Below are 24,325 nucleotides of genomic sequence, written 5' to 3' on the forward strand. Positions count from 1 at the left end.
ATGTTCAGGAGAATGCCATGACGGTGGAATCCCCGGTCGACAAGCGCAGCGCCATCATCGATGCCCTGATGGGACTGGCCGCCACGCGGCCCTGGAGCGAGATTGAGATCAACGACATCGCGCAAGCCGCGGGCGTCTCGCTGGCGGAGTTCCGCGATCTCTTCCCGTCGAAAGGCGCAGTGCTCGGGGGGCTCTCGCGGCGGATCGACCGCAGGGTGCTGCAGGAGACGACGGACGATCTCGCCGGCGAACCCGCCCGTGAGCGCATCTTCGACGTGCTCATGCGCCGCTTCGATGCGCTTGAACCCTACAAGGAAGCGCTCCGCCGGATTTTCCGCGACATCCAGTACGATCCCCTCTCGATGGCGGCCCTGCATCAGGTGGCCGTGAATTCCATGCGCTTCATGCTGGCCGCGGCAGGCATCGGCACGGAAGGGCCGCTCGGAACGCTCAAACTGCAGGGGGCGGTGCTCGTCTATTCCAACACCTTACGCACATGGCTCGACGACGATGATCCGACCCTCGCCAGAACCATGGCGCGGCTCGACCGCGAGCTGCGCCGTGGCGAGCGCGTGCTCGAAGGCGCCGAGGATCTGCGCCGGTTGACGGCTCCACTGCGTGCCGTCGGGCGCGCGCTGAGGGAAGGGCGCCGCTCCACGCGCCGCGAGCGACGCGAAACACGGGAAGGCGACGCGGACAATCCCGCCGCCGCCATCTGACGGAGAAGGGGGCATTCATGGACCAGGCGCCATCGCCGACGCCGACGATCACGTTCGACGACTTTCTGAAGGTAGACATCCGCGTCGGACGGATCACAGCCGCGGAGCCTTTTCCGCAGGCCCGCAAGCCGGCCTTCAAGCTCACCATCGATTTCGGTCCCGAGATCGGCACCAAGCGTTCATCCGCCCAGATCACCGTGAACCACACGATCGAGGAACTGGTCGGATCGCTGGTGCTCGCCGTGGTCAATTTCCCGCCGCGCCAGATCGGTCCGTTCATGTCGGAGGTTCTCACCCTCGGGGTGCCGGACGCGAACGGCGACGTGATGCTCATCCGCCCCGACCGCGACGTGCCGGTGGGCGGAAGGCTTTATTGAAGCCACGGTCCGAGCGGTCGGGACGTCATCACCGGCCGCGTGCCGGTGATCTCGCTTCGGTGAAGCGTTGCGTTCTTCCAATCGGGATGGCTGGAACAGGTTCGGCCATAACGGGGCTGAGCGCCATCAGGCCGGCAGGCGCACCGTCGCGCGCAGGCCTCCGAGCGGGCTCTCGCTCAAGGTGATGTCTCCACCGTGAGCGCGCGCGATGTCGCGCGCGATGGACAGGCCGAGGCCGGAGCCGCCTTTGTCCTGGTTGCGGGCCTCGTCCAGGCGCACGAAGGGCTTGAACACTTCCTCGCGCTGGCCCTCCGGAATGCCCGGGCCGTCGTCGTCTACGTGCAGCACAAGCCAGCGCGTTTCATGGTTGGCGGAAATCTCGATGCGCTTGCCATGGCGCGCGGCGTTGGACACGAGGTTGAAGAGCAGGCGCCGGAAGGCATCGGGACGAACGATGATGATGGGATCGCCCACGATGTCGAGTCCCGTCACGTGGCCCTGGCGCTCCGCGTCCGACTGCACCTCCTCAAGAAGCTGCCGCAGATCCGCTTCCCCTGCCTGCTCGCCCGCGTCGTCGCCTGCGCCGCGCGCGAAGGCGAGATAGCCCTCCAGCATACGGCTCATCTCGTCCACGTCGCGCTTGAGGTCCTCGATCTCCGGCGTTGCGGGCATGAGCGCAAGCGAGAGCGTGAAGCGTGTGAGAATGGTGCGCAGATCGTGGCTGACACCGTTGAGCATGGTCGTGCGCTGTTCGAGGTTGCGCTCGATGCGGCGCTTCATCTCGATGAAGGCGTAGCCGGCCTGGCGCACCTCGCGCGCGCCGCGCGGGCGAAAGTCGATCTCCCGACCCTTGCCGAGCGCTTCGGCGGCCTCCGCGAGCCGAAGGATTGGGCGGATCTGGTTGCGCAGGAACAGGATTGCGATGCCCAAGAGCACGAAGGACGAGCCGCCCATCCAGACCAGGAAGATGTGCGAGTTCGACGCATAGGCCTGGCTGCGCCGCGCGAGAACCCGCATCACGGTGTCCTGATCGAGCTTGATGCGCACTTCCACGAAGTTGGAGCGTCCCACCGTGTCGAGCCAGTAGGGCCGGTCGATCTGGCGGCGCAGCTCGTTGGAGAGGGTTTCGTCCAGGATCGAGAAGAACGGCTTCGGGCCCGGCGGCGGCAGATCCGCATTGTGCAGAATGTCCATGTCGAGCTGGAGGCTTTCGGACGCGATGCGCGCGAGCGTCGATGCGTTCCTGTCCTGCGGGTAACTCTCGTAGATCTGGATGAGGGCTGCGATGTCCGCCGTGACGGCGGAGGACAGGCGGCGCGTCACCAGCTCGTAATGCCGCTCCATGAACACGTAGGCGACCACGGATTGCAGCAGGATGACCGGCGCGATGATGATGATGAGCGCGCGCGCATAAAGCCCCTTCGGCAGAAATCTGCCGAACCAGCGCGCCGCCCGATCGAGCGGCGTGTAGTGAAGGGCCGCGCCGATTTTCATCGGTCGATCACGAGGCGATAGCCGATCCCGCGCACGGTCTGCAGAAAAATCGGATTGGCGGGATCGTTCTCGATCTTGCGACGCAGACGGTTGATCTGCACGTCCACGGTCCTCTCGTTGGCGGCGGCGCCGTTCCCGGCAAGCGCCTCGCGCGGGACGTTGTCGCCGGCGGCGGAGCCCAGAATCGTCAGGATCTCGCGCTCACGCTCCGTGATGCGCACCACCTCCTCGTCGCGGCGCAGCTCGCCGCGATCGAATCGATAGGAGAAGGGGCCGAAATGGATGGTGTCGGGAACATCTCCGCCCCGGGCGCCCGGGGCCGGGACGGCGCGCCTGAGGATATTGCCGAGACGCAGCAGAAGCTCGCGCGGCTCGAAGGGCTTTGCGAGATAGTCGTCCGCCCCGATCTCGAGGCCCGTCACGCGGTCCGACGTATCGGACCGGGCCGTGAGCATCAGGATCGGTACCTGGGAGGTCTGCCGGATGCTGCGGGCATAATCGAAGCCGGTTTCCCCGGGCATCATCACGTCGAGAACCAGGGCGTCGAACAGGAAACTCTCGGTTTTGGATCGGGCTTCCGCGGCGCTGGCGGCCGCCGTCACCCGATAGCCGTTCTCCGACAGGAACCGCGTGAGGAGGTCGCGCAGACGCCGGTCGTCGTCCACCACGAGAACGTGCGGGGCGTGGTCGGGGATATCGATGCGGGTCGCTTCCATGGGCTCGAGGATGCTGGAGAAAGAGGCACCCTGCTTTATCAGGTTTTGTCGGGCCCGAATACGAGGCGCTTCACATGCTCGCGGTCATCCGGATCGATCAGGCTCAGGAGGTACCGGCTGACAGCCTCCTTGGCGGCGGGCTCCGCATCCGCCAGGGCCCGCATGATCCGGCGGGTCTGGAGCTTGGCGAGCTTCAGGGCGAGGTCGTGGCCTTGCGGCGTGGCGTGGAGAAGCCGCTGACGCCGGTCGGCCGTGCCCATCCGGCTTTCGATGAAGTTCTTTTCGATCAGCTCCTTGAGAACGCGGTTCAGGCTCTGCTTCGTGATCCTGAGGATGTCCAGAAGCTCCGCGATCGTCAGGCCCGGCTGGCGGCTGACGAAGTGCAGGACCCGGTGGTGCGCCCGACCGAAGCCATATTCGTCCAGGATCCTGTCCGGATCGCTGACGAAGTCGCGATAGGCGAAGAAGAACAGCTCGATCAGGTCGTAGGCCGGCGTTTCGGCCAGGATATCCCTTTCGAGGGTCTGCTCGGAGGATCGTCTCTTGAAAGCCGGGATCGCGTCAGGCACCGTCCCCATCCAGTTTTATGTCAGCCTTGTTGACATATCTCAGGACGATTGTTACTCGTCAAGCCGCTTTCGTGAAATGAATGGAACCCAAAGATCACGGATGCGACCGGAAATTACACGGCCCCGGTTTGCCACAAAGGTCGGCATTAAAGGAGAAGACGATGTCCGCGACCCCCTTCGATCAACGTGATGGATGGATCTGGTACGACGGGCAGCTCGTACCCTGGAAAGACGCAAAGCTCCACGTTCTCTCGCACGGTCTCCATTACGGCTCGAGCGTGTTCGAGGGCGAGCGCGCCTATGGGGGCGAGATCTTCAAATCGACCCAGCATTCCGAGCGCCTGAAGAAATCGGCCCAGATCCTGGATTTCGAGATCCCCTACACGGTGGCCGAGATCGACGCCGCCAAGCGCCTCGTGCTGGAGAAGAACGGCATGATCGACGCCTATCTGCGCCCCGTTGCTTGGCGCGGCTCGGAGATGATGGGCGTGGCCGCGCAGGCGAACATGATCCATCTCGCCATCGCCGCATGGGAATGGCCGAGCTATTTCGATCCGGCTCAGAAGATGAAGGGCATCCGCATCGATATGGCGGATTACCGCCGCCCGGATCCGGCGACGGCGCCGTCCACGGCCAAGGCCGCAGGTCTGTACATGATCTGCACCATCTCGAAGCACAAGGCGGAGCGCAAGGGCTATGCCGATGCGCTCATGCTAGACTGGCAGGGCCGCGTCGCCGAATGCACGGGCGCCAACGTGTTCTTCGTGAAGGAGGGTGTGGTCCATACCCCGGTCGCCGACTGCTTCCTCGACGGCATCACGCGCCAGACCGTGATCGAGATCGCCAAGCGCCGCGGTCTTGAAGTGGCCGAGCGCCGGATCATGCCGGACGAACTCTCGGGCTTCCAGGAGTGCTTCATCACCGGCACGGCGGCCGAGGTGACGCCGGTGTCGGAGGTCGGACCCTACACCTACACGCCGGGCGCCATCACCAAGATGCTGATGGACGACTACACGGCCGAGGTGCAACCCAAGGCCAAGGCTGCGTAAGCCTTTTCCGGTTTCTGTGCGACACGGCATGCCCGGGCTCGTCCCGGGCATTTTTCGTGGGAGCTCGTTCCGGGGGGCCGGCCACGGGAAGCAGGCCGTTCGGGCGCGAACAAACTCGGAACCCGAGCGTGGCCGCAAGTTCGCCGCGTAGCCTGTGGATAACGGGGACGAGTCGGCGGAGGTAGTCCGTCTTTCCGCAGCGGAACCAACACCATGATTCAGATGTTCTCGTTTTGGAACAAACAGAGAACAATAGGAGTCTCGCATGACATCGCACAGCAAAGCCACCGGTCAGCAGGCCCATGAGCCTGCTCACGAGCGCCAGCATGCTCCCGCGGCCGAGAACCCGAAAGGGAGCCCGGATGCTCAGGGCAACCAGATCAAGGATCCCGAGGATTGGGTGACGGGGCATGAGCCGATGACCGGGGCGCAGGCGTCCTATCTCAAGACGCTCTCGGAGCAGGCCCACGAGCCCGAAGCCTACGATCCCAAGCTCGACAAGGCCGAAGCCTCCAAGCGCATCGACCAGCTCAAGCAGGACAGGGACCGTTAATCCTTTCGGATCGATCCCGCCTTTTCGGCATTGGATAAGATGGTCCGCCCCTTCCGCCGGGGGCGGACCATCACCACATTGAAGGCTGGAGCATCGTGCTCCGGAAGGATGAAACGCAACGATGATGAAACTTGCTTCTCGCCGAAGCCGCGTCATGGTCGCTCTGGCTGCCGCCCTGGTTCTGGCCGGCAGCGCCGCCGAGGCTCGCGTCGGCGGACGGGGCAGCTTCGGATCGCGCGGCGGACGCACCTATACGCCGCCGCCGGCCACTCGGACGGCGCCCGAGGCGGCCGCGCCGATTCAGCGCTCGCAGATTCCGAACCAGGGGCCGAACCTCAATCGTCCCGGCACCCCGGCTCCGAACGTGGCGCAGCCGCGCCGCTTCGGCTTCGGCACCGGCCTCATGGCCGGCCTCTTCGGCGCGGGCCTGCTCGGCCTGCTGATGGGCAACGGCTTCTTCGGCGGCCTCGCCGGTCTCGCCTCCATCATGGGGCTTCTGCTCCAGATCGGCCTGATCGTGCTGCTGATCTCGTTCGCCATGAAGTGGTTCCGCCGGCGTCAGGAGCCGTCCTATGCGGGACCGCAGGGGCATCAACAAAGCATGGCCGGGGGCAGCGTGCCTCCCGCGGGCGGACGTCCCATGGGCGGTGGACTCGGCGGGATCGGCGGCCTCGGCGGTGGCGCTCTCGGCGGCGCCTTGGGCGGGCTGAACCAGTCGCGCCGCCGCACGGAGGTGCGCGACGAGGTCGGCATCGGCGAGAAGGATTACGCGGCCTTCGAGCGTTCCCTCGTCGAGCTGCAGGACGCCTATTCGCGCCAGGACATCGAGAAGCTCTGGACTATGGCGACGCCCGAAATGGCGGGCTACATCCAGGAGGAGCTCAACGACAACAACGCGCGCGGCGTCGTGAACAAGGTCACGGACGTGCGCCTGCTTCAGGGCGATCTGTCCGAGGCGTGGCGTGAAGGCACGACCGAGTATGCGACCGTCGCCATGCGGTTCTCGCTGATCGACATCCTGACCGACAAGGCCACGGGCCGGGTGCTTGAAGGCGATCCTTCGAAGCCCGAGCAGGCCACGGAGCTGTGGACGTTCCGCCGCGACCAGGGTGGCCCCTGGAAGATCTCCGCGATCCAGCAGGCTTAAGGCCTCTCGATCGTCAACTATGGGAAAGCGGCCGGTTCTCCGGCCGCTTTTTTGTTGGCACGCTCGCGATGAGCGATCACTCCGCAGCCTGGCGGCGGTTGGCGTGAGAGCCCTCGCGAACCTCCTCGATGATCTTCTTGACGAAAGCGTCGAGATCGCCCGGGTTGCGGCTGGTGATCACGCCCTGATCGGTCACCACCGTCTCGTCGCGCCACTCGCCACCGGCATTCATCACGTCCGTCTTGATAGAATGGTACGAGGTGCATGCCTTGCCCTTGAGCACGCCCGCCTCCACGAGTAGCCAGGGCGCGTGGCAGATGGCGGCGATGACTTTGCCGGACGAATAGAAGGCGCGGATGATCTCGATGGCTTTCTGCTCGACGCGCAGCTTGTCGGGATTGATCTGGCCGCCAGGCAGCACGAGCGCGTCGTAGGCGGCAGGGTCGACATTCTCGAGATCCTTGTCGACCTTCACGCTCTTGCCCCAATCCTTCTCGTCCCAGCCGCGAATTTCGGACTGATTCATGCGCGATTTGGGGGCGGCCACCTCGACCGTTGCGCCTGCTTCCGAGAGCTTCTGCTGCGGCACCATGAGTTCCGACTGCTCGAATCCGTCCGTCGCCATGATGAGGATCTTGGCGTGTTGAATTTCAGGCATGATGCTCTCCATTGATTGTGAGCGCGCCGTCCGGAGGAGCGGATCTGCCCTTGCCGATCACCCGACGCGCTGCTGTGAAAAGGAGCACCGGCGCATCCCGTCCGATGCCCTCTGTGGACGCCCATGGAACGGATGAGGCGGGCAGGGGTTCCGAACGCCACGCGTGTTCGGAACCTGGTTTGCGTAGGCCGGTTGACTGAGGTCGCGGACAATTCAACAGGGATGACGAGAATGGCCAATCCAGGAATGCCCACAGACGAGCCGTCGCCCGGTGGAAACATTCCGAGCGATGTGCCGCCGCCCGGCAGCGATCCCGACGATCTGCCGGATACGGGCCCGACTGGTCCGCGCACGCCCTATCCCGTGAACGATCCGGGCATCATGGATCCGAAGGGGCCGGGTTCGGAGCCCGATTATCTGCCCGGAAACCCGACCGATCCGGGAACGCGGTTCTAGCAAGCGAAAGGTCAGATTTCGAGGATCGCGTAGGGTTTTCCGTTCGGCTTCTCGATGTGCTTGGCGACGTTGTAGACCGGTTGCCCGCCAGGCGTGCGGCCTTCGAAACGGCCGCGATGGGCATGGCCGTGCACGATGGCGTTGACCTTGAAGCGGTCGATGGTCTCGGCCAGGCGCGAGGAGCCGAGGAAGGGATAGATCTCCAGAGGCTCGCTCTCAATGGTATCGGGCACCGGCGCGTAGTGCAGAACGACGACGGAGCGTTTGGCGCGCACCTGGCGCATGGCGTTTTCGAGCCGCAAGGTCTCGTTCATGGTCTCGTTGACGAACTGCTTCATGGCGGGCTCGCCGAAGAAGCCCAGCATGCGCCGCCCGAAGCCGCCCGCAAAGCCCTTTACGCCGACGAAGCCGACACCGTCGATCTCGACGGATTGTCCGTCGAGCACTTTCATGCCCGCCTCGCGCAGGATCCGCGCGACCTCTTCATGAGCGCCGCACTCGTAGTCGTGATTGCCGAGCACGCCCACGACGGGGATCGAGCAGGCCTTGAGATCCTGCGCGAGGATCTCGGCCTCCTTTGGCTTGCCGAGATCCGTGAGATCACCGGCAAGGACGAGAACGTCCGCCTCCTTGGAGATTTCGCCGAACAGTTCACGATAGGAGCTGCCGTTGTCTTCGCGCACGTGAAGGTCGCCCATCGCCGCGACCTTCAGAATCTTCTCACCGTCACTCATTCCGCCATTCACCTTCGCCGCCCACATCGGCGAAGCCCCATTGCTTCACGTCGATCTCGTAGTCGATCCGCGAGAACATCCGCCCGCGGCACACCTTCATCTGCGGCGGCGGCAAATCGCGTTGTTTGGTCAACCGGTCGAGCAGCTCGTCCATCACCCAGCGCGGGACCTTGTCGCGCTCGGACGGATAGATCCAGCGGAAGTTGAGCAGGTGCATGAGCAGCACCTCCCAATGAACTTCCATGTAGGCCAGCAGGCGATGCCAGTCGATCTGATCATGCGCCTTGAGGATGGTGTGCGCCACGTCTGCGCCGTCGTAGCGGTGGCGAAGCTGGATGAAGCACTTGGACCAGACGAGCTCGGTCGGACCGACGATGCGCACCGGATGGCCGAACACCTCGATCTGCCGGGCATGCTCGAACCAGGGATCGCCGATCGGCATCGTGCCGTTCGACGAGGCGAAGATCACATCGAAGAAGTACTGACCCTTGAACACCTTCCCCAGCCAGCGGTCGTCCTCGATCTCGACGGAGTATCCAAGGTTCTTGAAATGCGAGAGGACCCGCGTGTAGTCGCCGGCCTTGCAGAAGATGTCCAGGTCCTTGGTGGGACGCGTGATGCCGGTATAGGCCGAAAGGGCATAGGTGCCGGCCAGCAGGAAGGGCAGGCCGAGCTGGTTGAGCTCCCGGAGAGCTTCTGCGTAGAAGGCCTCGGATTCCGGATGCTTGAGCGTCGGCTCCGCCTTCGCGTCGATGATCGGAACCGCGTAGGGAGGAGCATGGGCGGTGAGGTCTGGGTCGTGAGCTGCCATGGGCCTTGTCCAAAGCGGGGCCGATGATGACCCGCGTTCGACAACCGTATGGCCGTTATGAAGTTCCGCGACGGCTCGGTTTGAGCCTTTGAAGGGGTCCCTCAGGCGCCGAGGCGGATCGGCTCCCGCGAGGCTGCGTTCATCGCCCGCCCGAGAAGCCCCAGCGTCCTCCAGATGGGCTGCGTCTTCGTCTCGTGCGAAGACAGGAGGAGCTTCAACTCGGCGAGGTTTTCCTCCTTGGTCTGCAAAGTCTTGCCGTCCTTGGTCAGTTTCAGGCCCGCCTGTGTCATGGAATTCCACACGGCTCCCGGAATGTCCTCCTCCTTGTTGTGGAGAGCGAGCCAGACCAACAGGTTGATCGGGTCGTGGGACACGCCGCCACCGAGGACCGGCGATGCCAGGGTGGTGAGCTGGGCGCCTTCCCCGGTGCGCTCGGCGACGGCCTTGTTGAAATAATCCGTGCGGATCTTGCGTTCGCTCTGTCCCTGTTCCGGAAGGCAAGGGTGCAGGGCATTCTGTTCGATGAGGATCGAAATAACTTGGATCATGTTCTCCAGGTTGTGATCTTTGAATGCGGGCAGGCCCATGATCTCCCGCAAGGAGCGGGGGCCGGCTTCGAGCGTGGACACGAGGTTCCCGATCAGAGCCGGCTGTATGTTGAGCGTATGACGGATGCCCTTGACTTCATGGGAGGCATTGCCGGCGTTTGTCAGGGCAATTCTCGTCTCACGCCATCGGTCCGCGACGGATCGGCGGCTGAGCCGGAGTGGACCTTTGACGAAGATGTCGCGCCGAAACTGCTGATTGACGATGTGATCACGGACCGTTTCGCGGAAATCAACGTCGTCGATCCCGGCGAGCAGCTCCTGCTGCTCCTTCGTCAGATGAATGATGTCCAGGCCGGAGATCGCGCTGGCTGGACCCACCCATGTGAGCTTGGCTTCCGACAATTCGCGGATCACATCCTTGAAGTAGAATGGGGTCAGGTCGCGGTTGAAGTATTCGTGCGCGATGTAGTTGCGGCTGGCCTTCTTCATCTGCTTGAGATGCCCGTCCAGCAACGGGTGGCTCTTGAAATAGCCGGCCTCCAGACGATGGAGGGATTCGATGAACTCGAGGGAGGCGGAGACGCGCGGCAGCAGGGGCCGGGATGCTCCCTGGGATTGCGCATGCTCCGTCAGAAGATGCCTGAGCGGCATCATGGCGGCCCAGCCCGGCATGCAGTTGTACGAGATATAGACGATGCCGCCGGGCTTCAGCCTCTTGGCGATGAAGGCGACGATGTCCTGTCGCGCCTCGGGCGAGATCCAGCTGTAGATTCCATGCAGGACGATGAAGTCGAATTCCGGCAGATCCCTGCGCTGCAGGTACTGGCCGAAGCTGTCATCGGAGAAATGCACGTTCGGGAGCTTGGCCGTCCGCGCTAGATCCTGCGCGCCCGCGATATGGCCCGGGTTGAAGTCGGTCGCATAGAACTGGATGTGCGGATTGCTCGCCGCCAGAACGTTGGTGGTGTAGCCCTGGCCGCAGCCCAGTTCGCAGTAATTGCGCGGCTCCAGGTCCGAGCCCGGGGCTTCGACGCCGCGTAGGAGGGCGAACAGGCTCAGAAGATGGGGCGTCAGCGCCTTGTAGAAGCCGTAAGTGTAATCGACATCGGTGACGTAGCCCGAATTCCAGGTGCTCATGGTCAACCCACCCTATCCGCAATCGTGTGGTCGTATATCGCGATTATACGTTATACAGACACATTTGCAGATGGAACTGGCCGGATCAAGCCTTTCCGGGGCTAATGGTCTCCATGAGAGATGCGCACATCCCGCGGACTGTTGAGGATTTCCAGCAGGCTCGTGGCGATGTGCCGGGCCTCGTCGTCCTTCAGGCGCAGCAGGAAGGGGGGCATCATCCCGGCCTGCAGACCCACCACCGCCAATCCGTGCTCGTCGGTTCCCACGTCGATGGTCGAGGAGGTGACTTCCACCAGTTCTTCGGGAGTCTCATCCTGGTCGTCGCTGCTTTCGCCAATGGCGATGAGGAGCTGGCTGAGGGCCTTGACCAGGGAGCGGGCGGCATGGGGATCCATGACCACGGCCGTCGATTGCTCATCCTTCTGGAACGCGATCTGGATGTTGTCGCCTTCGAGCGTGACGGAGATACCTGCCATTGTCGTTCTCATCCTTTCCGTCGCCAGAGCATTGGACCGAAAAGCGGACATCGCCTTCCGGGCACGCCCGATGCTCCTCTTCTTGATAGCGCATCCTCGGGCGCGGAAAAACCGGGTCCGACGGCCCGCCTCCTATGTTAGGAGGTCGGACGCATGCGGGAAAAGGCAAGATCCTCGTACGACAGGTGCACCCCGCTCCCAAGAGGGCAGGGCGCAACCACGCCGGTGCTCACAGTTTTTTGTGAGGGGAACGGCGTCCCCGCATGGCCGAAAGGGTCAGGTGCCGCGCTTGCGGCCGCCGATGCCGCCCGCGTCTGCAGCGTTCACCTCAGGGCGCCCGACCGTTCCGGCGCCGGCCGCACCCGCTCCCGAGAGCATGCTGCCGCCCATGCCCATATCGGCTGCCTGCTGGATGCGCAGGTTGTTCTGCACATGGGTGACTCCCGAGACGGAGGCCGCGATGTCCTCCGCATGCCGCTTCTCAAATCGGCTGTTCACGGTGCCGCTTAAGGTGACCTCGCGGTTCGACACCGAGACCTCGATCTCGGAGGCGTCGATATGCGGGTCCTCCGTCAGGCGGTCGTTCACGTCCTCCATAATCCTGGCGTCCGACCGCTGATAGCCTTTCGGGCCGCGGCCGCGATGCTGGCCAGCCTGGCGCATGTCCTGATCGCCGCGGCGCTCGGCGTCGTCGCCGAACCAGGACCGCACCTCATCCCCAGCGCGGTCGAGGAAGCCCCTGTCCTCGTTATAATCGCGCGAGCCGCGCCCGAAGGTGTCGGAGCCGGACCAGTCCCGGTCGTGCTCGCGGTTCGGATTCCCGCCGCGGTTGCGGCCCGACCGGAAGAGCGAGGAGGGATCGTAGTCCCTGTCCTGGCCGACCACGTCGCGCCAGTCACGGGTAGAGCCGCCCGAGCCGTAGCCGGCGGAATCCCCGTAATCGCGCCTGGGCGTGCTCTCGTAGCTGGCATCGCGGCTGCGGTCGTAGCCGGCGCGTTCGTTGCCGAAGCCTCGACGGGCGATATAGCCGTCGTCATCGTCGCGATAGCGATCGTTGGCCATGGGAGCGCTCCTTTCCAATACCTGGGAATGGGCCCGCCTCCAGGGGCGGCCTTGCTCCAAACAACGTAAGGCCTCAAAACCCGTTCCTCCTGCGGCTTTTTCCAAGGCCGCGCTTGAACGGGTCCGTCGGGACGGCATTGACCGGATGCGGCGATCCACAAGGCAGAGGTTCCCCATGGCGCAATTATCGGGTTTGAGCGACGAGGCCCTGGCGGTCTTCGCCTTCGCGGCCTATCACCAATTGTCCAGCGGCCAGATGGTCAGAAGCGTGGTGCAGCGCGACGGGGCCGGGCACAAGGCCAGCGATTCCGCCGTGTCCGAACTGACGGGACGGGGCCTCATCGAGGCGGATGGCGACGAGATTCGCTTCACGGACGAGGGGGAGAGCGCCCTGAGGGCCTTCGTCTCGGGCCTGCGCGGAGCCGGATCTGGCTGACTGGTCTACCCAACAAGGCTTAGCTGTCCTGCCTTGCAATTGCCAAATCCTTCCCCTACTTATTTCGGCATCGACATTTGGCCGGACGACTGGGCTACTTCGCTTTGGCACTGCCGGGCGCACGTTCCTTCTCTCTACCAATATCGACTAACGGGCGGTTGGCTCAGGCTCTCGCCCACGTGCAAGCGACAGTGAAAGGAATTCCCATGGAACAGGGAACCGTGAAGTGGTACAATGAAACCAAGGGTTATGGTTTCATCCAGCCCGACAACGGCGGCAAGGACGTGTTCGTCCATGCGACGGCGCTCGAGCGCGCCGGCATGCGTGGCCTGCGCGAGGGTCAGAAGATCTCCTACGAGCTTCAGACCGACCAGCGCACCGGCCGCACCTCTGCAGTGAACCTGCAGAACGCGTAAGGTTTGATACTGGAGAGCGTGCCCCGCACGCTCTCTTGCTTATCGGCCGTTCCGCATGAGGAGCGGCTTTTTTGTTATGAGGAAGGCTTTGCATGGCCAAGGAAGAACTGATCACCTTCGAAGGACTTGTGACTGAAATTCTGCCGGACGCCCGTTATCGCGTGCAGCTCGACAATGGCCACGAGGTCATTGCCTATACGGCCGGCAAGATGAAGAAGAACCGCATCAAGACGCTGGCGGGGGACCGCGTGACCGTCGAGATGTCGCCCTACGATCTCGAGAAGGGCCGGCTCATCTTCCGCCACAAGGACTCGGGTGCATCGTCCGGCCCACGTCCGCCGCAGCGGGGCAACCAGCAGTTCCGGCGCCGGTGATCCGGTTGCGCGGCTGAAATCTGCCCAGTTCCAGTCCCATATCATCCGACGAACAGAAGCCCGGGAGCGGTGTGCCGCTTGGCCGGGCTTTGGTGTTCAGGAGCCTTTGTTGTGTCAGGCGATGGCGTGCATCACCGAGAGCGTCACGCGGTCGGGGCCGATATCCTCGTCCATATCCTCGAAATGCATCAGCTCGGCGAGGCGGTTGCGCGCACGGTTCACGCGGCTCTTGATCGTGCCCACCGCGCAGCCGCAGATCTCCGCGGCCTGCTCGTAGGAGAAGCCCGAGGCCCCCACCAGCAGCAGTGCCTCGCGTTGATCGTGCGGCAGGCGCGCCAGGGCTTTCTGCAAATCCTCAAAGTCGAGATGAGGCATCTGGTCGGGCTGCACGGAAAGGGCGGCCGCATATTTGCCGTCCGCATCCTCCACCTCGCGCCGCCGTTTGCGGTATTCGGAATGGAAGAGATTGCGCAGGATGGTGAAGAGCCACGCCTGCATGTTGGTGCCGGGCTGGAAACGGTCGATGTTGGCGATCGCCCGCATCAGGGTTTCCTGCACCAGATCGTCAGCGCGGTCCACGTTGTTCGTCAGAGAAATCGCGAAAGCGCGCAGGTTCGGCGTTGCCTTGAGCATGGAGTCGCGAAGATCGATGGCGATGCTCATGATTGCTGCTTCTCCGGCTCTCGCTCGTCCAAGCGATTGATGATCTCGATGAAGCGATCCGGGACCGGCTGCTCGCCCAGCGCCAGGGCTTCATAGAATTGCCGCAGGCGCTGCCCGAGCTGGGCTTGGACCGAGCGGCTGAGCGCGGGTGAAGATGATTTTTGGAGGCCCGGAACAGGCTCTGGATCGTGCTGAGACATATGATGTGAAATCTTTTTTTGCATCGGGTCGCCCTGATCCGTTCGAGGCGGCGACCTCCCGCAGGGGTCGCGCTTACGGCGGCACCCAATCGCCGCTGAGGTAACGCCAAGCCGTGTTGATCGTTCCGTTACGGCAGCGATTCCTGTGGACAGCCGGTACCCCGGTCATGGGAACTAAATCCGAACGGCCAAGTTCTCCTCGTACAGCTCAGTTTCGGCTGAGGGTTGCGGGTTCCGGTGCGTAGGCCGGCCATGTGAGAAGCGGCAGCCTTCGGTCGACACACCTAACAGGAGGCCATATCATGGGCGTAAGCACCATTCTGCTCATCCTCGTCATTCTTCTGCTCATCGGCGCCGTGCCCGCATGGCCCTACAGCCGCGGCTGGGGCTATGGCCCGAGCGGCCTTCTCGGCGTCATCCTGCTGATCCTCATCATCCTGCTGCTGATGGGACGCCTGTAAGCAGGCATTGTGGTCATGCCCGTGTGCAGCCGCACATCGCGACAGCTGCGGAACGCTAAGGATGGCATCGTCGGCGGCCGTCGAGAGACCCTTCAAAACCAGCAGGCATGACACGCCGATGCCTGCGTCTCCCGAAGGCCCAGACACCTTTCCGAAGCGTGTGCGCTGGGGAAAGCCCCCGTCATCTGGTATCCCCTTAGCAGATGACGGGGGCGGTGCCCCAAGCCCAGCATTCATCCTCGGAAGGAGGCTCTCGGAAGCCGGATCCGCGCTCACCCTCGATGCTCTGATGAAGAAATAGAGAGGCAAGCAGGGTGCCACGTGAGCTGCCTGCCCTTTCAGTGAAGCCATGGGCGACCCCCGGTCTCACCAGGTTCTCCTTGGCCCAGGAGGCCAAACCATACCATGGCGACAAGCCCGTGGCACCATCCTCACACAGGCGGGGATCCATCGACGCGACATGGTCGGGAACGGGCTGCGCGTGTCAGGGATGTTCCGGTCATGCCGATCGGAAGCGGCGCCTCTGTGTCATTCCCGGCCGGGCTTAGCCTGACGATGACACGACACTGTCGTGGCTCTTCCCGTCATGGCCGTGCTTGTCACGGCCGCGAATGGTTCCACGAGCGGAACGGCACCGGCGGGCCAAGGGGTGGTCCTACCGCCCCTTGCGTCCCTTGTATTTCGGCTTCTGGCCCGCGAAGCCCTGCGTCGAGCGGCCCGCCGGGCGCTCACGGAAATTCAGCGGGATCTCGCGGTCCGTGCCGGGGCCCATCTCGTCGAGCCCGGGCTTGCGGATGCGGGTGCTCTCGTCCGAGCGCCCCTTGCCGAGCGGGCCGTAGGAGCTCGCATCCTCGTCGCCCTCGCTCGCGCCCTCCGCCGATGGAGGCAGCCCCTTCGGCGGCAGGTTGGCGTTGCGGCCGTACTTGCGCGAGCCACCGTACCGTCCGGCATCCTTCTCAACGTCGCTCTGGCGCGCCATGGGATCGTCGCTGATGGCAAGCTCGGTGGCTTGCAGGCGCTTGAGCTCGTCGCGCAGCCGCGCGGCTTCCTCGAATTCGAGATTTGCGGCGGCCTCGCGCATGCGCTTTTCCATGTCGGCGATGACGGCCTTGAGGTTGTGGCCGACCGTCTTGTCCGCGAGACCCGTGTCGACGGAGACATGGTCGCGCTCGTAGACGCTCTCCAGGATGTCCGCGATGTTCTTCTTGACCGATTGCGGCGTGATGCCGTGCTCGACGTTATAGGCGAGCTGCTTCTCGCGGCGGCGGTTCGTCTCCGCGATCGCACGCTCCATGGAGCCGGTCATCTGATCCGCGTAGAGGATTGCCTTGCCCTCCACGTTGCGCGCCGCGCGGCCGATGGTCTGCACCAGCGACGTCTCGGAGCGCAGGAAGCCTTCCTTGTCGGCGTCGAGAATGGCGACGAGCGCGCATTCCGGAATGTCGAGGCCCTCGCGCAACAGGTTGATGCCGATGAGCACGTCGAAGGCGCCCAGCCGCAGGTCGCGGATGATCTCGATGCGCTCCAGCGTGTCGATGTCCGAGTGCATGTAGCGCACGCGGACGCCGTTCTCGTGGAGGTATTCCGTGAGGTCTTCCGCCATGCGTTTGGTAAGCGTCGTCACGAGCGTGCGATAGCCCTTCGCGGAAAGCTCCTTCACCTCGTGCAGGAGATCGTCGACCTGGCTGCGCGCCGGCCGGATCTCCACCACCGGGTCGACGAGGCCGGTCGGGCGGATGACCTGCTCCACGAACACGCCGCCAGTCTGCTCCATCTCCCATTTGCCGGGTGTCGCCGACACATGGATCGATTGCGGCCGCATGGCGTCCCATTCCTCGAAGCGCAGGGGCCGGTTGTCGAGGCAGGAGGGAAGGCGGAACCCGTATTCCGCGAGCGTCGCCTTGCGGCGGAAGTCGCCGCGATACATGCCGCCGATCTGCGGCACGGTCACATGGCTCTCGTCGGTGAACACGAGGGCGTTGTCGGGAAGGTATTCGAACAGCGTCGGCGGCGGCTCGCCCGGCTTGCGGCCCGTGAGATAGCGCGAATAGTTCTCGATGCCGTTGCAAACGCCGGTGGCTTCGATCATCTCGAGGTCGAACTGGGTCCGCTGCTCCAGCCGCTGCGCTTCGAGCAGACGGCCCATGCGGGCGAGTTCCTGCAGGCGATGCTGCAGCTCGTCCTGAATGCCTTTGACGGCCTGCTGCAGGGTCGGGCGCGGCGTCACGTAGTGCGAGTTCGCATAGACCTTCACGAACGAGAGGTCGTTGGTCTTCTTGCCCGTGAGAGGATCGAACTCGACGATGCTCTCGATCTCGTCGCCGAACAGGCCGATGCGCCAGGCGCGGTCCTCCAAGTGGGCCGGGAAGAGCTCGATGACGTCGCCGCGCACGCGGAAGGTGCCGCGGGCGAAATCGCTCTGGATGCGCTTGTACTGCAGGGCCACGAGATCCGCGATGAGCTGGCGCTGCTCGATGCGCTCGCCTACCTTCACCGAGAAGGTCATGGCGGTGTAGGTTTCGACCGAGCCGATACCGTAGATGCACGACACGGACGCGACGATGATCACGTCGTCGCGCTCAAGCAGGGCGCGCGTCGCCGAGTGGCGCATGCGGTCGATCTGCTCGTTGATGGAGGATTCCTTCTCGATGAAGGTGTCCGAACGCGGCACATAGGCCTCGGGCTGGTAATAGTCGTAATACGAGACGAAGTATTCCACCGCGTTGTCGGGGAAGAACGACTTGAACTCGCCGTAGAGCTGCGCCGCCAGAGTCTTGTTGGGGGCGAGGATGAGCGCGGGGCGCTGCGTCTCCTCGATGACCTTGGCCATGGTGAAGGTCTTGCCCGAGCCGGTGACGCCGAGCAGCACCTGATCGCGCTCGGAGCGGCGCACGCCGTCCACGAGTTCGCGGATCGCCTGCGGCTGGTCGCCGGAGGGCGTAAAATCGGATTTGATCCTGAACGGAATGCCGCCTTCCGATTTCTCGGGCCGCGGCGGGCGGTGAGGCACCCAGGGCTTGCCGTTCTTGAAGCGCGGATCACCTTCCGTCAGCAGCTTGGAGAGCGCATCGACGGTGGCCGACACGCCGGACCCGGGGGAGAGATCGCCGAGCTCGCTGGCCACGTCCGGCCCGTCATCGGGACCCTTCAAGCCCAGCTTTTTGGCAAGCGCCGGATCCACATCCGTGACGTCGCCGTGGACGAAGGTTTCCTGAGCGCGCTCGGCAAAGCCTTCCGCCGCCTCCCGCTCCCGGTTGACGGCGGGATTGAGAAGATCGGCCAGGTAGGGATCCAGCGGCTTCAGCTCAGGTTTGGATGCTTTCCCGGTGGAAAGCTTGGGCTTCTTGGGTGATTTGGCCATAGAACGAATATGGTACGAAAGGCTCGGGAATGGAAGGGTGTGGCAGGGGCCCCCGGGATCCTACGACGGTGGGCAGCAGCAGCGACTTGAGCCTCCCGCTGCGAGAATGCCTCATGAAATCCTCCAGAGCGTACACCAACAGGATCGATGAAGGGCTTCTCTTGGACAACGGCGGATTTGGCCGCGAAGGGGCGCGTGACGCCGCCACGCGATTTTGGGGTGTTTCAGATCGGATGCTTCTCGGCCTTCCGGTTCCCGCCGCGCACGGCTTTCGTCAGCGGCACCAGAACGTAATGGGCGAGAGGGATCAGAGCCACTCCCAGAACGAGCCCGACAATACCCGAGGCCGCAGCCGTGACGAGCCATTCCACGGCGCCGCTGAAGGCCGGTGCCGCGTGTGCCGCGGCCACCGCGACATCATGGATCGCGTGGCCCAGCCCCGCGAAGCCGTAGCCTTCGAGGCCGTGGACGATGATGCCGCCGCCGACCCAGACCATCGCGGCGGTGCCCACGATGCTCAGGATACGCATCAGAACCGGCATCGCGCGCACGAGACCGCGCCCGAAACCCTGCGTCAGCGGAGACAGGGCTCTGTCCGTGCCGGTGGGCGCATCTTCGCCACGGTTCAGGAGGCTTGAAACGGGGCGGTTGTTGGCGGCCAGCGCCAAGCCCGCATCATCCGCCTTCACGATCAGGGCGACACCGCCATAGACCACTGCCGTGATGCCGATTCCGACCACGGCCAGCACCAGAGCCTGCATCCAGGGTGAGGCTTCCGATACCGTTCCGAGCGTGATCGCCATGATCTCGGCCGAGAGGATGAAGTCGGTCTTGATGGCGCTGTTGACCTTCTCGTCCTCGAAGCTCTGCGCGCTCTGCACCGCATCGCCCACAGCCGCCTCGTGCCGATGAGCGCCATGCGGGAAGAGAGCCTCGAAGACCTTTTCCGATCCCTCGTAGCAGAGATATGCGCCGCCAATCATGAGAAGCGGGGTGATCGCCCAGGGCGCCGCGAAGCTGAGAAGCAGCGCCGCCGGCAGGAGATAGAGGAGCTTGTTCTTGAGGGAGCCCAGCGCGATCTTGCCGACGATGGGCAGCTCGCGGGAGGCCGAGAAGCCGACCACATAGCGCGGCGTGACGGCGGCATCGTCGATCACCACGCCGGCCGCCTTCGCGCCGGCTTTGGCCGCCTGCGCGCTCACGTCGTCAAGGGAGGCGGCCGCAACCTTGGCCAAGCCTACGATGTCGTCCAGCAACGCGATCAGGCCAATGCTCATGGGGGCTCCTGTCGAAGGGCAATCGGAAGGGGGCCGGGTGTACCGGGAGATGCTAGAGGACTTCTCCCGACATCGACAACGTCCGAGCCGAAGTTTCGGTGCACAAGGGATTGCGTCCGGAGCGGATGCCGTATCCGGCGACGGGGTGAGCGCGACAGTGCTGGCGGGAGCGTCGAGCCATCACAGCAAGCGGCTCGGGCGGAAGGCCCAGCCGTGCAACACGACAATCAATGGGCGGGAACGATGGGGAGATGCCTGCAGATGTTCGAAGACTCAAGCAGAGAAAACCGTCGGCCCTTTCATGTAGGCTTCGAGACGGTCGAGGACAATCTTGGCGTCAGCGTCTTCCCCTTGCAGGGACGCTGCGGGAGGGGTGGCGCGAGGTTCGGAATCGGCCGGCGCGTGCGTAGGATCGTGGGGCGCGTCATGCTTGTCTTGCAGAGACCTGTTCTGCAAGTCGGCGGTTGACCTGTCTTCCGGGTTGCGCGGAGTCATGGCGACCTCCTCCAGCGAGCAAGACGAGTGTTCGCCCAATCCATGTCGCAAATAGGGCACCGTTGCAGCGTCGCGAGGTCTTCAAGAGCTTGTTATCTCGTTTTTCGCCGGACGCGTTGCAGGATCGGAGAAACCTGAGGCGCTGCCGGATTCAGAACGTTCGTGTCGGATTCGGCAAACCACCGTCCTGACGGCGCAGCTTACGTGCAGCTGCGGCCCATCGCGTTGAGGCCTTCATCCAGAAGGTCGGCGAGGTTCGGGATTCCGATCAGCCAATCCGCGGTCGAAATCGAGCTTGCTTCCTCCCGCTCACGGGCGAGGCGCACGGCATCGCCCCATTCCTCCGGCTCCATGTCGCCACGGCCGATATACACGAGGGCGATCAGATCCGCGCGCTCGTCGTCGTTGAGGCCGGCGATCACGTCGCGAAGCTCGGTTTCCGTCGCATCGTCCGGCGAGGCCGTGAGGGCATCGATCGCGCCATCGTCTATTGGGTTCGAACCCGATGCCGGATCGGTAGGACCCTCTTTCACGTCAATGGCCCTGGCCCGGAGAATGAGTTCGCAGACCTTGTCGAGCGCGATATCCATCGAATTCCTCTTGTAACGATCTTTGCTGCCTTCGGTGACAGGAAAACCCTTGAGACGGCTTTCGGTTCGGCTGCGGTCAAGCCCACCTGCGGGCGCGCCGTCCGCCCCTGGGCCCTGGGCCGGGCCCTTGACAGGATCGCAGGGAGGAATAGGGCAGGGCATCTCTCCTCCCTCCTTCCCCACCATGCTCCCATGAACCCTCAGACCGCGCCCATTGTCCTGCTGATCGCCTCGAACGTCTTCATGACCTTCGCCTGGTACGGCCACTTGAAGTTCAAGACGTCGCCGCTCTGGATCGCGGTCCTTGCGTCCTGGGGCATCGCCTTCGTCGAATACTGGTTCGCGGTTCCGGCCAACCGCATCGGATCGGCCGTCTACTCGGCGGCCGAGCTGAAGACCATGCAGGAGGTCATCACACTGATCGTCTTCGCGGGCTTCTCGGTGCTCTACCTGAAGGAGCCCCTGGGCTGGAACCACCTGATCGGCTTCGTGCTGATCGCCTCGGGCGCCGCCTTCATCTTTCAGGGGCGGTGACGCGACGGAGCGGTGTGCCGATGTCGATGCTTGTGTACGTGGCCGCGGCGCTGGCCGAGATCGCAGGATGCTTTTCCTTCTGGGCATGGCTGCGCATGGCCAGGTCGCCGCTTTGGCTGCTGCCCGGGATGGGAGCTCTGGCTCTGTTCGCTTATCTGCTCACGCTCGCTCCAAGTGATGCCGCTGGCCGGGCCTATGCGGCCTATGGCGGCGTCTACATCGTTGCATCGATCCTGTGGCTGTGGGCCGTGGAAGGGGCCCGGCCCGACCGGTGGGACCTGGCCGGCGGAGCGATCTGCCTGGCGGGTGCCGCCCTGATCCTCCTCGGACCGCGCGCCTAGAGCATTGTAAGGCGACGTCGATCCGAGGCTCCGCCCGACGCTCTGAGACGCGGTCAGGTGGCGGGCTTCATCCGCAGGATGCGTCCCTGCCGGGAATCGGTCAGGAGATAGATCAGGCCGTCGGGACCCTGGCGCACATCCCGGATGCGCTCGCCCAGGTTCTGCAACATGCGCTCTTCGCCGGTCACGCGATTGCCGCTGGTCTCGAGGCGCGAGACGAGCTTGCCGGCAAGGGCGCCGACCAGAATGCTGCCGCGCCAGGCCGGGAATTTGTCGCCCGTGTAGAAGGCCATGCCGGAGGGTGCGATGGACGGGTCCCAGTAATAGACCGGCTGTTCCATTCCGGGGCGCCTGGTCCCCTGGCCGATCTTCTGGCCGGAGTAATGCACGCCGTAGGAGATGACGGGCCAGCCGTAGTTCTTGCCCTTCTGCGGAATGTTGACCTCATCGCCTCCGCGCGCGCCATGCTCGACGGTCCAGAGCTCGCCTGTCGTCGGGTGAAGGGCGGCCGACTGAATGTTGCGGTGGCCGTAGGACCAGATCTCCGGGCGGGCATCCTCCTGGGTGACGAAGGGGTTGTCCGGGACGGCGCCCCCGGCTGGCTTGATGCGGACGATCTTGCCGAGATGGTTGCCGAGGCCCTGGGCCTGATCGCGCAGGTCGTTCCGCTCGCCCAGGGTCACGAAGAGATTGCCGTCCCGGTCGAAGACCAGGCGCGATCCGAAGTGATAGGTGCCCGCATAGGACGGTTCCTGGCGGAAGATGACCTGGGTGCCCTCGAGGCTCGTCCCGTCTTGGCTGAGGCGTCCCCGCGCGACGCTCGTGCCGTTCCGGCCTTCGCCCCTGTCTTCGGCAAGGCTCAGATAGACCAGCCGGTTCTGGGCGAAGTTCGGATCGAGCGCCACGTCCAGAAGACCGCCCTGGCCCCGTGCCGAGATGGGGGGAAGCCCCTTGATCGGCTCGGAGAGGTTGCCCTCCGGATCCACGATGCGCAGCCGTCCCGGTCGTTCGGTGACCAGCATGCGGCCATCGGGCAGGAAGGCGAGGCTCCAGGGATTCTGAAGATTTCGGGCGAAGGTTTCGACAATCACCTCGACCTTGTCGGTGCGGAGGCGCTGCGTATCCTGGGCCAGAGCAGCCGGGCTTGCGGCAAAAAGCAGGGCGCAGGCAAGGGCGAGGCGAAGTTTCGGCATGAGGACTCTCCGTCGATCCAGAGGCGAAGAGCTAACCTCCCGGCACGGGGCGTCAACCTCGTGGCCGTTCACTCGCGTGTTACTTAAGGGAATATTGGTGGACGGCGTTCGAATCGTGCGCCGACAGGGTCTGGGTTGTGGCCAGAACCGACAGGGTGGCCAAACCCATCAGCATGATCAGGGCCAACGAGCAGCGGGTCTGCTGCCGAAGGTCCATCCGATGGGCCCGGGAGGCAACGCGGTTTCTCGGCATGTATGTCTTCATTGGCTCATTCCCCATGAAGTGCCAAATTGGCTTTGGAGAAAAAACCCATTCATTACAGGAAAGTTCCGCCCTGTGTTCGGCTCTTTCTTAGAGTTACCTTGCCAAGTACAAGTGTTAACCTTTTGTTAACCAATATTAACGTTCTGATCAGCTGGCCAAGGCAGGAACAGCGGCAATAAAAATGGCCGGGGCGAAGCCCGGCCATCGGGTAAAAACCTGAATGCTGAGAGCCTATTCTGCCGTGATATGGGCTGCCTTGATGATCTCCGCCCAGGTCTGGATTTCCTTCTCCAGGTAAGGTTTGAAGGCCTCGGGATCGCGCACGTTCAAAGTAAAGCCGAGCTTCGTGATGCGTTCCTTTGCGTCAGGCTTGTTGAGGATGGCGATGATCGTTCCCGAGAGCTTGTCGAGAATGGGCTTCGGCGTATTCGCGGGCGCAAAGAAGGCGGCCCAGGATTCGGCGTCCGCATCAGTGATGCCCTGCTCCCGCAGGGTAGGCACATCCGGCGCCAACGGGTTGCGTTGCGGGCTTGCAAGGCCGATGGCGCGCATCTGGCCGGCCTGGAACTGCGAGAGCACGCTCGGCAGGGTCGAGTTCGAGACGTCGATGCGCCCCGCCATGAGTTCCGTCACCAGAGGGGCCGCACCCCGGAAGGGCACATGGGTCATCCTGATGCCAGTGCGGGTCATGAAGAGCTCGGTCGCCAGATGCGAGCCGGAGCCCACTCCCGTCGAGCCGTAATTGAGCTTGCCGGGATCCTTCCGGGCGAGTTCCACCAGCTCCGGGATCGACTTCGCCGGCAGGTCGTTCTTCACCACGAAGACGTGCTCGAAGGCGCCTGCGCCCGCCAGAGGCGCGAAGTCCTTCACGGCGTCGTAGCCGGGCTCCTTGAGCAGGAACATGTTGTTCCCGTGCGTCTGATTGTTGCCGAACACGATCGTGTAGCCGTCGGGCTCCGCCCGGGCGACCGCGCGGGTGCCGATGGCGCCGGAGGCGCCCGCCACGTTCTCGACGATCACGTTCTGCCCGAGATCCTTGCCCATCTCCTCCGCCACGATGCGGGCGATCACGTCCGTCGGGCCGCCCGCCGGGTAGGGCACGATCATCTTGATCACGCGGCTGGGATAGGTCTGCGCGGCGGCCGCCTGGGAGAGCAGGGCGGCTCCGGCGAGAAGGCCGAGGGCCATGCGGCGGATGAGGGAAAAGGTCATG

Annotated in this window: 30 protein-coding genes; 12 read left to right on the forward strand and 18 right to left on the reverse strand. The window is 64.0% G+C overall.

Annotated elements, in window-relative coordinates; all coding sequences use genetic code 11:
- The first annotated feature begins 17 nt into the window (after positions 1-17).
- Both E4K09_RS08615 and E4K09_RS08620 read left to right on the forward strand, forming a co-directional pair.
- Entirely contained in the window at positions 18-719 is a 702-nt protein-coding gene (locus E4K09_RS08615; RefSeq protein WP_134496334.1) for a TetR/AcrR family transcriptional regulator, read from the forward strand.
- Positions 720-736: 17 nt separating this feature from the next.
- Complete coding sequence (locus tag E4K09_RS08620; protein ID WP_134496335.1) at positions 737-1,096, forward strand: tRNA-binding protein; 360 nt, start codon at positions 737-739, stop codon at positions 1,094-1,096.
- 126 nt (positions 1,097-1,222) lie between these two features.
- Here the strand turns inward: E4K09_RS08620 and E4K09_RS08625 are convergent, their stop codons facing one another.
- From E4K09_RS08625 to E4K09_RS08635, 3 genes are read right to left on the reverse strand one after another with little or no spacing between them, the layout of a single operon-like run.
- A complete protein-coding gene (locus E4K09_RS08625; RefSeq protein ID WP_134496336.1) occupies positions 1,223-2,590 on the reverse strand; it encodes an ATP-binding protein in 1,368 nt (455 codons plus the stop codon).
- Positions 2,587-3,306: a response regulator gene (locus E4K09_RS08630; RefSeq protein ID WP_134496337.1), complete on the reverse strand. Its 720-nt coding sequence runs from the start codon at positions 3,304-3,306 to the stop codon at positions 2,587-2,589. Before E4K09_RS08630 ends, E4K09_RS08625 begins: the two co-directional genes overlap by 4 nt.
- 38 nt (positions 3,307-3,344) lie before the next feature.
- Positions 3,345-3,884, reverse strand: a complete 540-nt coding sequence (locus tag E4K09_RS08635; protein ID WP_134496338.1) for a MarR family winged helix-turn-helix transcriptional regulator — start codon at positions 3,882-3,884, stop codon at positions 3,345-3,347.
- Positions 3,885-4,036: 152 nt separating this feature from the next.
- Between E4K09_RS08635 and E4K09_RS08640 the strand changes: the two genes are divergently transcribed.
- The 3 genes from E4K09_RS08640 (at position 4,037) to E4K09_RS08650 (ending at position 6,624) form a co-directional block, all read left to right on the forward strand.
- On the forward strand, positions 4,037-4,924 hold the full coding sequence (locus tag E4K09_RS08640; RefSeq protein ID WP_134496339.1) for a branched-chain amino acid aminotransferase: 888 nt from the start codon (positions 4,037-4,039) through the stop codon (positions 4,922-4,924).
- Between the two features lie 265 nt (positions 4,925-5,189).
- Positions 5,190-5,477 carry a DUF3072 domain-containing protein gene (locus E4K09_RS08645; RefSeq protein ID WP_134496340.1) on the forward strand — a complete coding sequence of 96 codons (288 nt, stop codon included), beginning with the start codon at positions 5,190-5,192 and terminating at the stop codon, positions 5,475-5,477.
- A gap of 154 nt (positions 5,478-5,631) precedes the next feature.
- On the forward strand, positions 5,632-6,624 hold the full coding sequence (locus E4K09_RS08650; protein WP_425293825.1) for a Tim44 domain-containing protein: 993 nt from the start codon (positions 5,632-5,634) through the stop codon (positions 6,622-6,624).
- 76 nt (positions 6,625-6,700) lie between these two features.
- On the opposite strand, the gene E4K09_RS08655 is transcribed toward E4K09_RS08650, so the two are convergent.
- Entirely contained in the window at positions 6,701-7,282 is a 582-nt protein-coding gene (locus tag E4K09_RS08655; RefSeq protein ID WP_134496342.1) for a type 1 glutamine amidotransferase domain-containing protein, read from the reverse strand.
- 231 nt (positions 7,283-7,513) lie between these two features.
- Between E4K09_RS08655 and E4K09_RS08660 the strand changes: the two genes are divergently transcribed.
- Positions 7,514-7,738 carry a hypothetical protein gene (locus tag E4K09_RS08660; protein WP_134496343.1) on the forward strand — a complete coding sequence of 75 codons (225 nt, stop codon included), beginning with the start codon at positions 7,514-7,516 and terminating at the stop codon, positions 7,736-7,738.
- 11 nt (positions 7,739-7,749) lie between these two features.
- Here the strand turns inward: E4K09_RS08660 and E4K09_RS08665 are convergent, their stop codons facing one another.
- The 5 genes from E4K09_RS08665 to E4K09_RS08685 form a co-directional block, all read right to left on the reverse strand.
- On the reverse strand, positions 7,750-8,472 hold the full coding sequence (locus E4K09_RS08665) for a metallophosphoesterase family protein (protein ID WP_134496344.1): 723 nt from the start codon (positions 8,470-8,472) through the stop codon (positions 7,750-7,752).
- Positions 8,465-9,388 carry a nucleotidyltransferase family protein gene (locus E4K09_RS08670; protein WP_425293832.1) on the reverse strand — a complete coding sequence of 308 codons (924 nt, stop codon included), beginning with the start codon at positions 9,386-9,388 and terminating at the stop codon, positions 8,465-8,467. Before E4K09_RS08670 ends, E4K09_RS08665 begins: the two co-directional genes overlap by 8 nt.
- Positions 9,385-10,968 (reverse strand): class I SAM-dependent methyltransferase, encoded by a 1,584-nt coding sequence (locus tag E4K09_RS08675; RefSeq protein WP_134496346.1) that lies wholly within the window; start codon positions 10,966-10,968, stop codon positions 9,385-9,387. The genes E4K09_RS08670 and E4K09_RS08675 overlap by 4 nt, the downstream gene beginning before the upstream one ends.
- A gap of 101 nt (positions 10,969-11,069) precedes the next feature.
- The gene (locus tag E4K09_RS08680; RefSeq protein WP_134496347.1) at positions 11,070-11,444 is read right to left on the reverse strand and encodes a hypothetical protein; all 375 of its coding nucleotides are present in this window, start codon (positions 11,442-11,444) and stop codon (positions 11,070-11,072) included.
- Between the two features lie 276 nt (positions 11,445-11,720).
- A complete protein-coding gene (locus E4K09_RS08685; RefSeq protein ID WP_134496348.1) occupies positions 11,721-12,506 on the reverse strand; it encodes a BON domain-containing protein in 786 nt (261 codons plus the stop codon).
- Between the two features lie 175 nt (positions 12,507-12,681).
- Here E4K09_RS08685 and E4K09_RS08690 point away from each other — a divergent pair, with 175 nt between their 5' ends.
- From E4K09_RS08690 to infA, 3 genes are all read left to right on the forward strand, one after another.
- On the forward strand, positions 12,682-12,942 hold the full coding sequence (locus E4K09_RS08690; RefSeq protein ID WP_134496349.1) for a hypothetical protein: 261 nt from the start codon (positions 12,682-12,684) through the stop codon (positions 12,940-12,942).
- A 206-nt stretch (positions 12,943-13,148) separates the two neighbouring features.
- Positions 13,149-13,358, forward strand: a complete 210-nt coding sequence (locus tag E4K09_RS08695) for a cold-shock protein (RefSeq protein ID WP_047188264.1) — start codon at positions 13,149-13,151, stop codon at positions 13,356-13,358.
- A gap of 92 nt (positions 13,359-13,450) precedes the next feature.
- A complete protein-coding gene (infA, locus tag E4K09_RS08700) occupies positions 13,451-13,732 on the forward strand; it encodes a translation initiation factor IF-1 (protein ID WP_009494617.1) in 282 nt (93 codons plus the stop codon).
- Positions 13,733-13,846: 114 nt separating this feature from the next.
- Here the strand turns inward: infA and E4K09_RS08705 are convergent, their stop codons facing one another.
- Both E4K09_RS08705 and E4K09_RS08710 read right to left on the reverse strand, forming a co-directional pair.
- Positions 13,847-14,395, reverse strand: a complete 549-nt coding sequence (locus E4K09_RS08705) for a sigma-70 family RNA polymerase sigma factor (protein ID WP_134496350.1) — start codon at positions 14,393-14,395, stop codon at positions 13,847-13,849.
- Positions 14,392-14,595, reverse strand: a complete 204-nt coding sequence (locus E4K09_RS08710; RefSeq protein WP_134496351.1) for a NepR family anti-sigma factor — start codon at positions 14,593-14,595, stop codon at positions 14,392-14,394. Before E4K09_RS08710 ends, E4K09_RS08705 begins: the two co-directional genes overlap by 4 nt.
- 302 nt (positions 14,596-14,897) lie before the next feature.
- Here E4K09_RS08710 and E4K09_RS08715 point away from each other — a divergent pair, with 302 nt between their 5' ends.
- Positions 14,898-15,056 (forward strand): DUF3309 family protein, encoded by a 159-nt coding sequence (locus E4K09_RS08715; protein ID WP_134496352.1) that lies wholly within the window; start codon positions 14,898-14,900, stop codon positions 15,054-15,056.
- A gap of 655 nt (positions 15,057-15,711) precedes the next feature.
- On the opposite strand, the gene uvrB is transcribed toward E4K09_RS08715, so the two are convergent.
- From uvrB to E4K09_RS08735, 4 genes are all read right to left on the reverse strand, one after another.
- Positions 15,712-18,417: an excinuclease ABC subunit UvrB gene (uvrB, locus tag E4K09_RS08720; protein ID WP_134496353.1), complete on the reverse strand. Its 2,706-nt coding sequence runs from the start codon at positions 18,415-18,417 to the stop codon at positions 15,712-15,714.
- A gap of 224 nt (positions 18,418-18,641) precedes the next feature.
- Positions 18,642-19,694, reverse strand: coding sequence for a DUF808 domain-containing protein (locus E4K09_RS08725; RefSeq protein ID WP_134496354.1), 1,053 nt, complete (start codon positions 19,692-19,694; stop codon positions 18,642-18,644).
- A gap of 273 nt (positions 19,695-19,967) precedes the next feature.
- Positions 19,968-20,189 carry a hypothetical protein gene (locus tag E4K09_RS08730; RefSeq protein WP_134496355.1) on the reverse strand — a complete coding sequence of 74 codons (222 nt, stop codon included), beginning with the start codon at positions 20,187-20,189 and terminating at the stop codon, positions 19,968-19,970.
- Positions 20,190-20,389: 200 nt separating this feature from the next.
- Positions 20,390-20,779, reverse strand: coding sequence for a DUF3775 domain-containing protein (locus E4K09_RS08735; RefSeq protein WP_134496356.1), 390 nt, complete (start codon positions 20,777-20,779; stop codon positions 20,390-20,392).
- 192 nt (positions 20,780-20,971) lie between these two features.
- Between E4K09_RS08735 and E4K09_RS08740 the strand changes: the two genes are divergently transcribed.
- Together E4K09_RS08740 and E4K09_RS08745 are read left to right on the forward strand one after the other, a co-directional pair.
- Positions 20,972-21,313 carry a DMT family protein gene (locus tag E4K09_RS08740; RefSeq protein WP_134496357.1) on the forward strand — a complete coding sequence of 114 codons (342 nt, stop codon included), beginning with the start codon at positions 20,972-20,974 and terminating at the stop codon, positions 21,311-21,313.
- Between the two features lie 20 nt (positions 21,314-21,333).
- A complete protein-coding gene (locus E4K09_RS08745) occupies positions 21,334-21,654 on the forward strand; it encodes a YnfA family protein (protein ID WP_134496358.1) in 321 nt (106 codons plus the stop codon).
- 53 nt (positions 21,655-21,707) lie between these two features.
- On the opposite strand, the gene E4K09_RS08750 is transcribed toward E4K09_RS08745, so the two are convergent.
- From E4K09_RS08750 to E4K09_RS08755, 3 genes are all read right to left on the reverse strand, one after another.
- The gene (locus E4K09_RS08750) at positions 21,708-22,847 is read right to left on the reverse strand and encodes a PQQ-dependent sugar dehydrogenase (RefSeq protein ID WP_134496359.1); all 1,140 of its coding nucleotides are present in this window, start codon (positions 22,845-22,847) and stop codon (positions 21,708-21,710) included.
- A gap of 79 nt (positions 22,848-22,926) precedes the next feature.
- Positions 22,927-23,100, reverse strand: a complete 174-nt coding sequence (locus tag E4K09_RS28950) for a hypothetical protein (protein ID WP_166802226.1) — start codon at positions 23,098-23,100, stop codon at positions 22,927-22,929.
- A 243-nt stretch (positions 23,101-23,343) separates the two neighbouring features.
- Entirely contained in the window at positions 23,344-24,324 is a 981-nt protein-coding gene (locus E4K09_RS08755; RefSeq protein ID WP_134496360.1) for a Bug family tripartite tricarboxylate transporter substrate binding protein, read from the reverse strand.
- Position 24,325: the final 1 nt, after the last annotated feature.

Origin of the sequence: Microvirga pakistanensis, from assembly GCF_004458765.1 — a bacterium.
GTDB classification, from domain to species: domain Bacteria; phylum Pseudomonadota; class Alphaproteobacteria; order Rhizobiales; family Beijerinckiaceae; genus Microvirga; species Microvirga pakistanensis.

Excerpts from the sequence above, each read along its gene's own strand:
- E4K09_RS08660 (WP_134496343.1), top strand. The coding sequence starts at position 7,514 with ATGGCCAATCCAGGAATGCCCACAGACGAGCCGTCGCCCGGTGGAAAC.
- E4K09_RS08750 (WP_134496359.1), bottom strand. The coding sequence starts at position 22,847 with ATGCCGAAACTTCGCCTCGCCCTTGCCTGCGCCCTGCTTTTTGCCGCA.
- E4K09_RS08625 (WP_134496336.1), bottom strand. The coding sequence starts at position 2,590 with ATGAAAATCGGCGCGGCCCTTCACTACACGCCGCTCGATCGGGCGGCG.
- E4K09_RS08630 (WP_134496337.1), bottom strand. The coding sequence starts at position 3,306 with ATGGAAGCGACCCGCATCGATATCCCCGACCACGCCCCGCACGTTCTC.
- E4K09_RS08620 (WP_134496335.1), top strand. The coding sequence starts at position 737 with ATGGACCAGGCGCCATCGCCGACGCCGACGATCACGTTCGACGACTTT.
- E4K09_RS08675 (WP_134496346.1), bottom strand. The coding sequence starts at position 10,968 with ATGAGCACCTGGAATTCGGGCTACGTCACCGATGTCGATTACACTTAC.
- E4K09_RS08690 (WP_134496349.1), top strand. The coding sequence starts at position 12,682 with ATGGCGCAATTATCGGGTTTGAGCGACGAGGCCCTGGCGGTCTTCGCC.
- E4K09_RS08715 (WP_134496352.1), top strand. The coding sequence starts at position 14,898 with ATGGGCGTAAGCACCATTCTGCTCATCCTCGTCATTCTTCTGCTCATC.
- E4K09_RS08665 (WP_134496344.1), bottom strand. The coding sequence starts at position 8,472 with ATGAGTGACGGTGAGAAGATTCTGAAGGTCGCGGCGATGGGCGACCTT.
- E4K09_RS08635 (WP_134496338.1), bottom strand. The coding sequence starts at position 3,884 with ATGGGGACGGTGCCTGACGCGATCCCGGCTTTCAAGAGACGATCCTCC.
- E4K09_RS08725 (WP_134496354.1), bottom strand. The coding sequence starts at position 19,694 with ATGAGCATTGGCCTGATCGCGTTGCTGGACGACATCGTAGGCTTGGCC.
- E4K09_RS08685 (WP_134496348.1), bottom strand. The coding sequence starts at position 12,506 with ATGGCCAACGATCGCTATCGCGACGATGACGACGGCTATATCGCCCGT.
- E4K09_RS08615 (WP_134496334.1), top strand. The coding sequence starts at position 18 with ATGACGGTGGAATCCCCGGTCGACAAGCGCAGCGCCATCATCGATGCC.
- uvrB (WP_134496353.1), bottom strand. The coding sequence starts at position 18,417 with ATGGCCAAATCACCCAAGAAGCCCAAGCTTTCCACCGGGAAAGCATCC.
- E4K09_RS28950 (WP_166802226.1), bottom strand. The coding sequence starts at position 23,100 with ATGCCGAGAAACCGCGTTGCCTCCCGGGCCCATCGGATGGACCTTCGG.
- E4K09_RS08650 (WP_425293825.1), top strand. The coding sequence starts at position 5,632 with ATGGTCGCTCTGGCTGCCGCCCTGGTTCTGGCCGGCAGCGCCGCCGAG.
- E4K09_RS08695 (WP_047188264.1), top strand. The coding sequence starts at position 13,149 with ATGGAACAGGGAACCGTGAAGTGGTACAATGAAACCAAGGGTTATGGT.
- E4K09_RS08655 (WP_134496342.1), bottom strand. The coding sequence starts at position 7,282 with ATGCCTGAAATTCAACACGCCAAGATCCTCATCATGGCGACGGACGGA.
- E4K09_RS08645 (WP_134496340.1), top strand. The coding sequence starts at position 5,190 with ATGACATCGCACAGCAAAGCCACCGGTCAGCAGGCCCATGAGCCTGCT.
- E4K09_RS08705 (WP_134496350.1), bottom strand. The coding sequence starts at position 14,395 with ATGAGCATCGCCATCGATCTTCGCGACTCCATGCTCAAGGCAACGCCG.
- E4K09_RS08640 (WP_134496339.1), top strand. The coding sequence starts at position 4,037 with ATGTCCGCGACCCCCTTCGATCAACGTGATGGATGGATCTGGTACGAC.
- E4K09_RS08730 (WP_134496355.1), bottom strand. The coding sequence starts at position 20,189 with ATGACTCCGCGCAACCCGGAAGACAGGTCAACCGCCGACTTGCAGAAC.
- E4K09_RS08740 (WP_134496357.1), top strand. The coding sequence starts at position 20,972 with ATGAACCCTCAGACCGCGCCCATTGTCCTGCTGATCGCCTCGAACGTC.
- E4K09_RS08745 (WP_134496358.1), top strand. The coding sequence starts at position 21,334 with ATGTCGATGCTTGTGTACGTGGCCGCGGCGCTGGCCGAGATCGCAGGA.
- E4K09_RS08710 (WP_134496351.1), bottom strand. The coding sequence starts at position 14,595 with ATGTCTCAGCACGATCCAGAGCCTGTTCCGGGCCTCCAAAAATCATCT.
- infA (WP_009494617.1), top strand. The coding sequence starts at position 13,451 with ATGGCCAAGGAAGAACTGATCACCTTCGAAGGACTTGTGACTGAAATT.
- E4K09_RS08680 (WP_134496347.1), bottom strand. The coding sequence starts at position 11,444 with ATGGCAGGTATCTCCGTCACGCTCGAAGGCGACAACATCCAGATCGCG.
- E4K09_RS08755 (WP_134496360.1), bottom strand. The coding sequence starts at position 24,324 with ATGACCTTTTCCCTCATCCGCCGCATGGCCCTCGGCCTTCTCGCCGGA.
- E4K09_RS08735 (WP_134496356.1), bottom strand. The coding sequence starts at position 20,779 with ATGGATATCGCGCTCGACAAGGTCTGCGAACTCATTCTCCGGGCCAGG.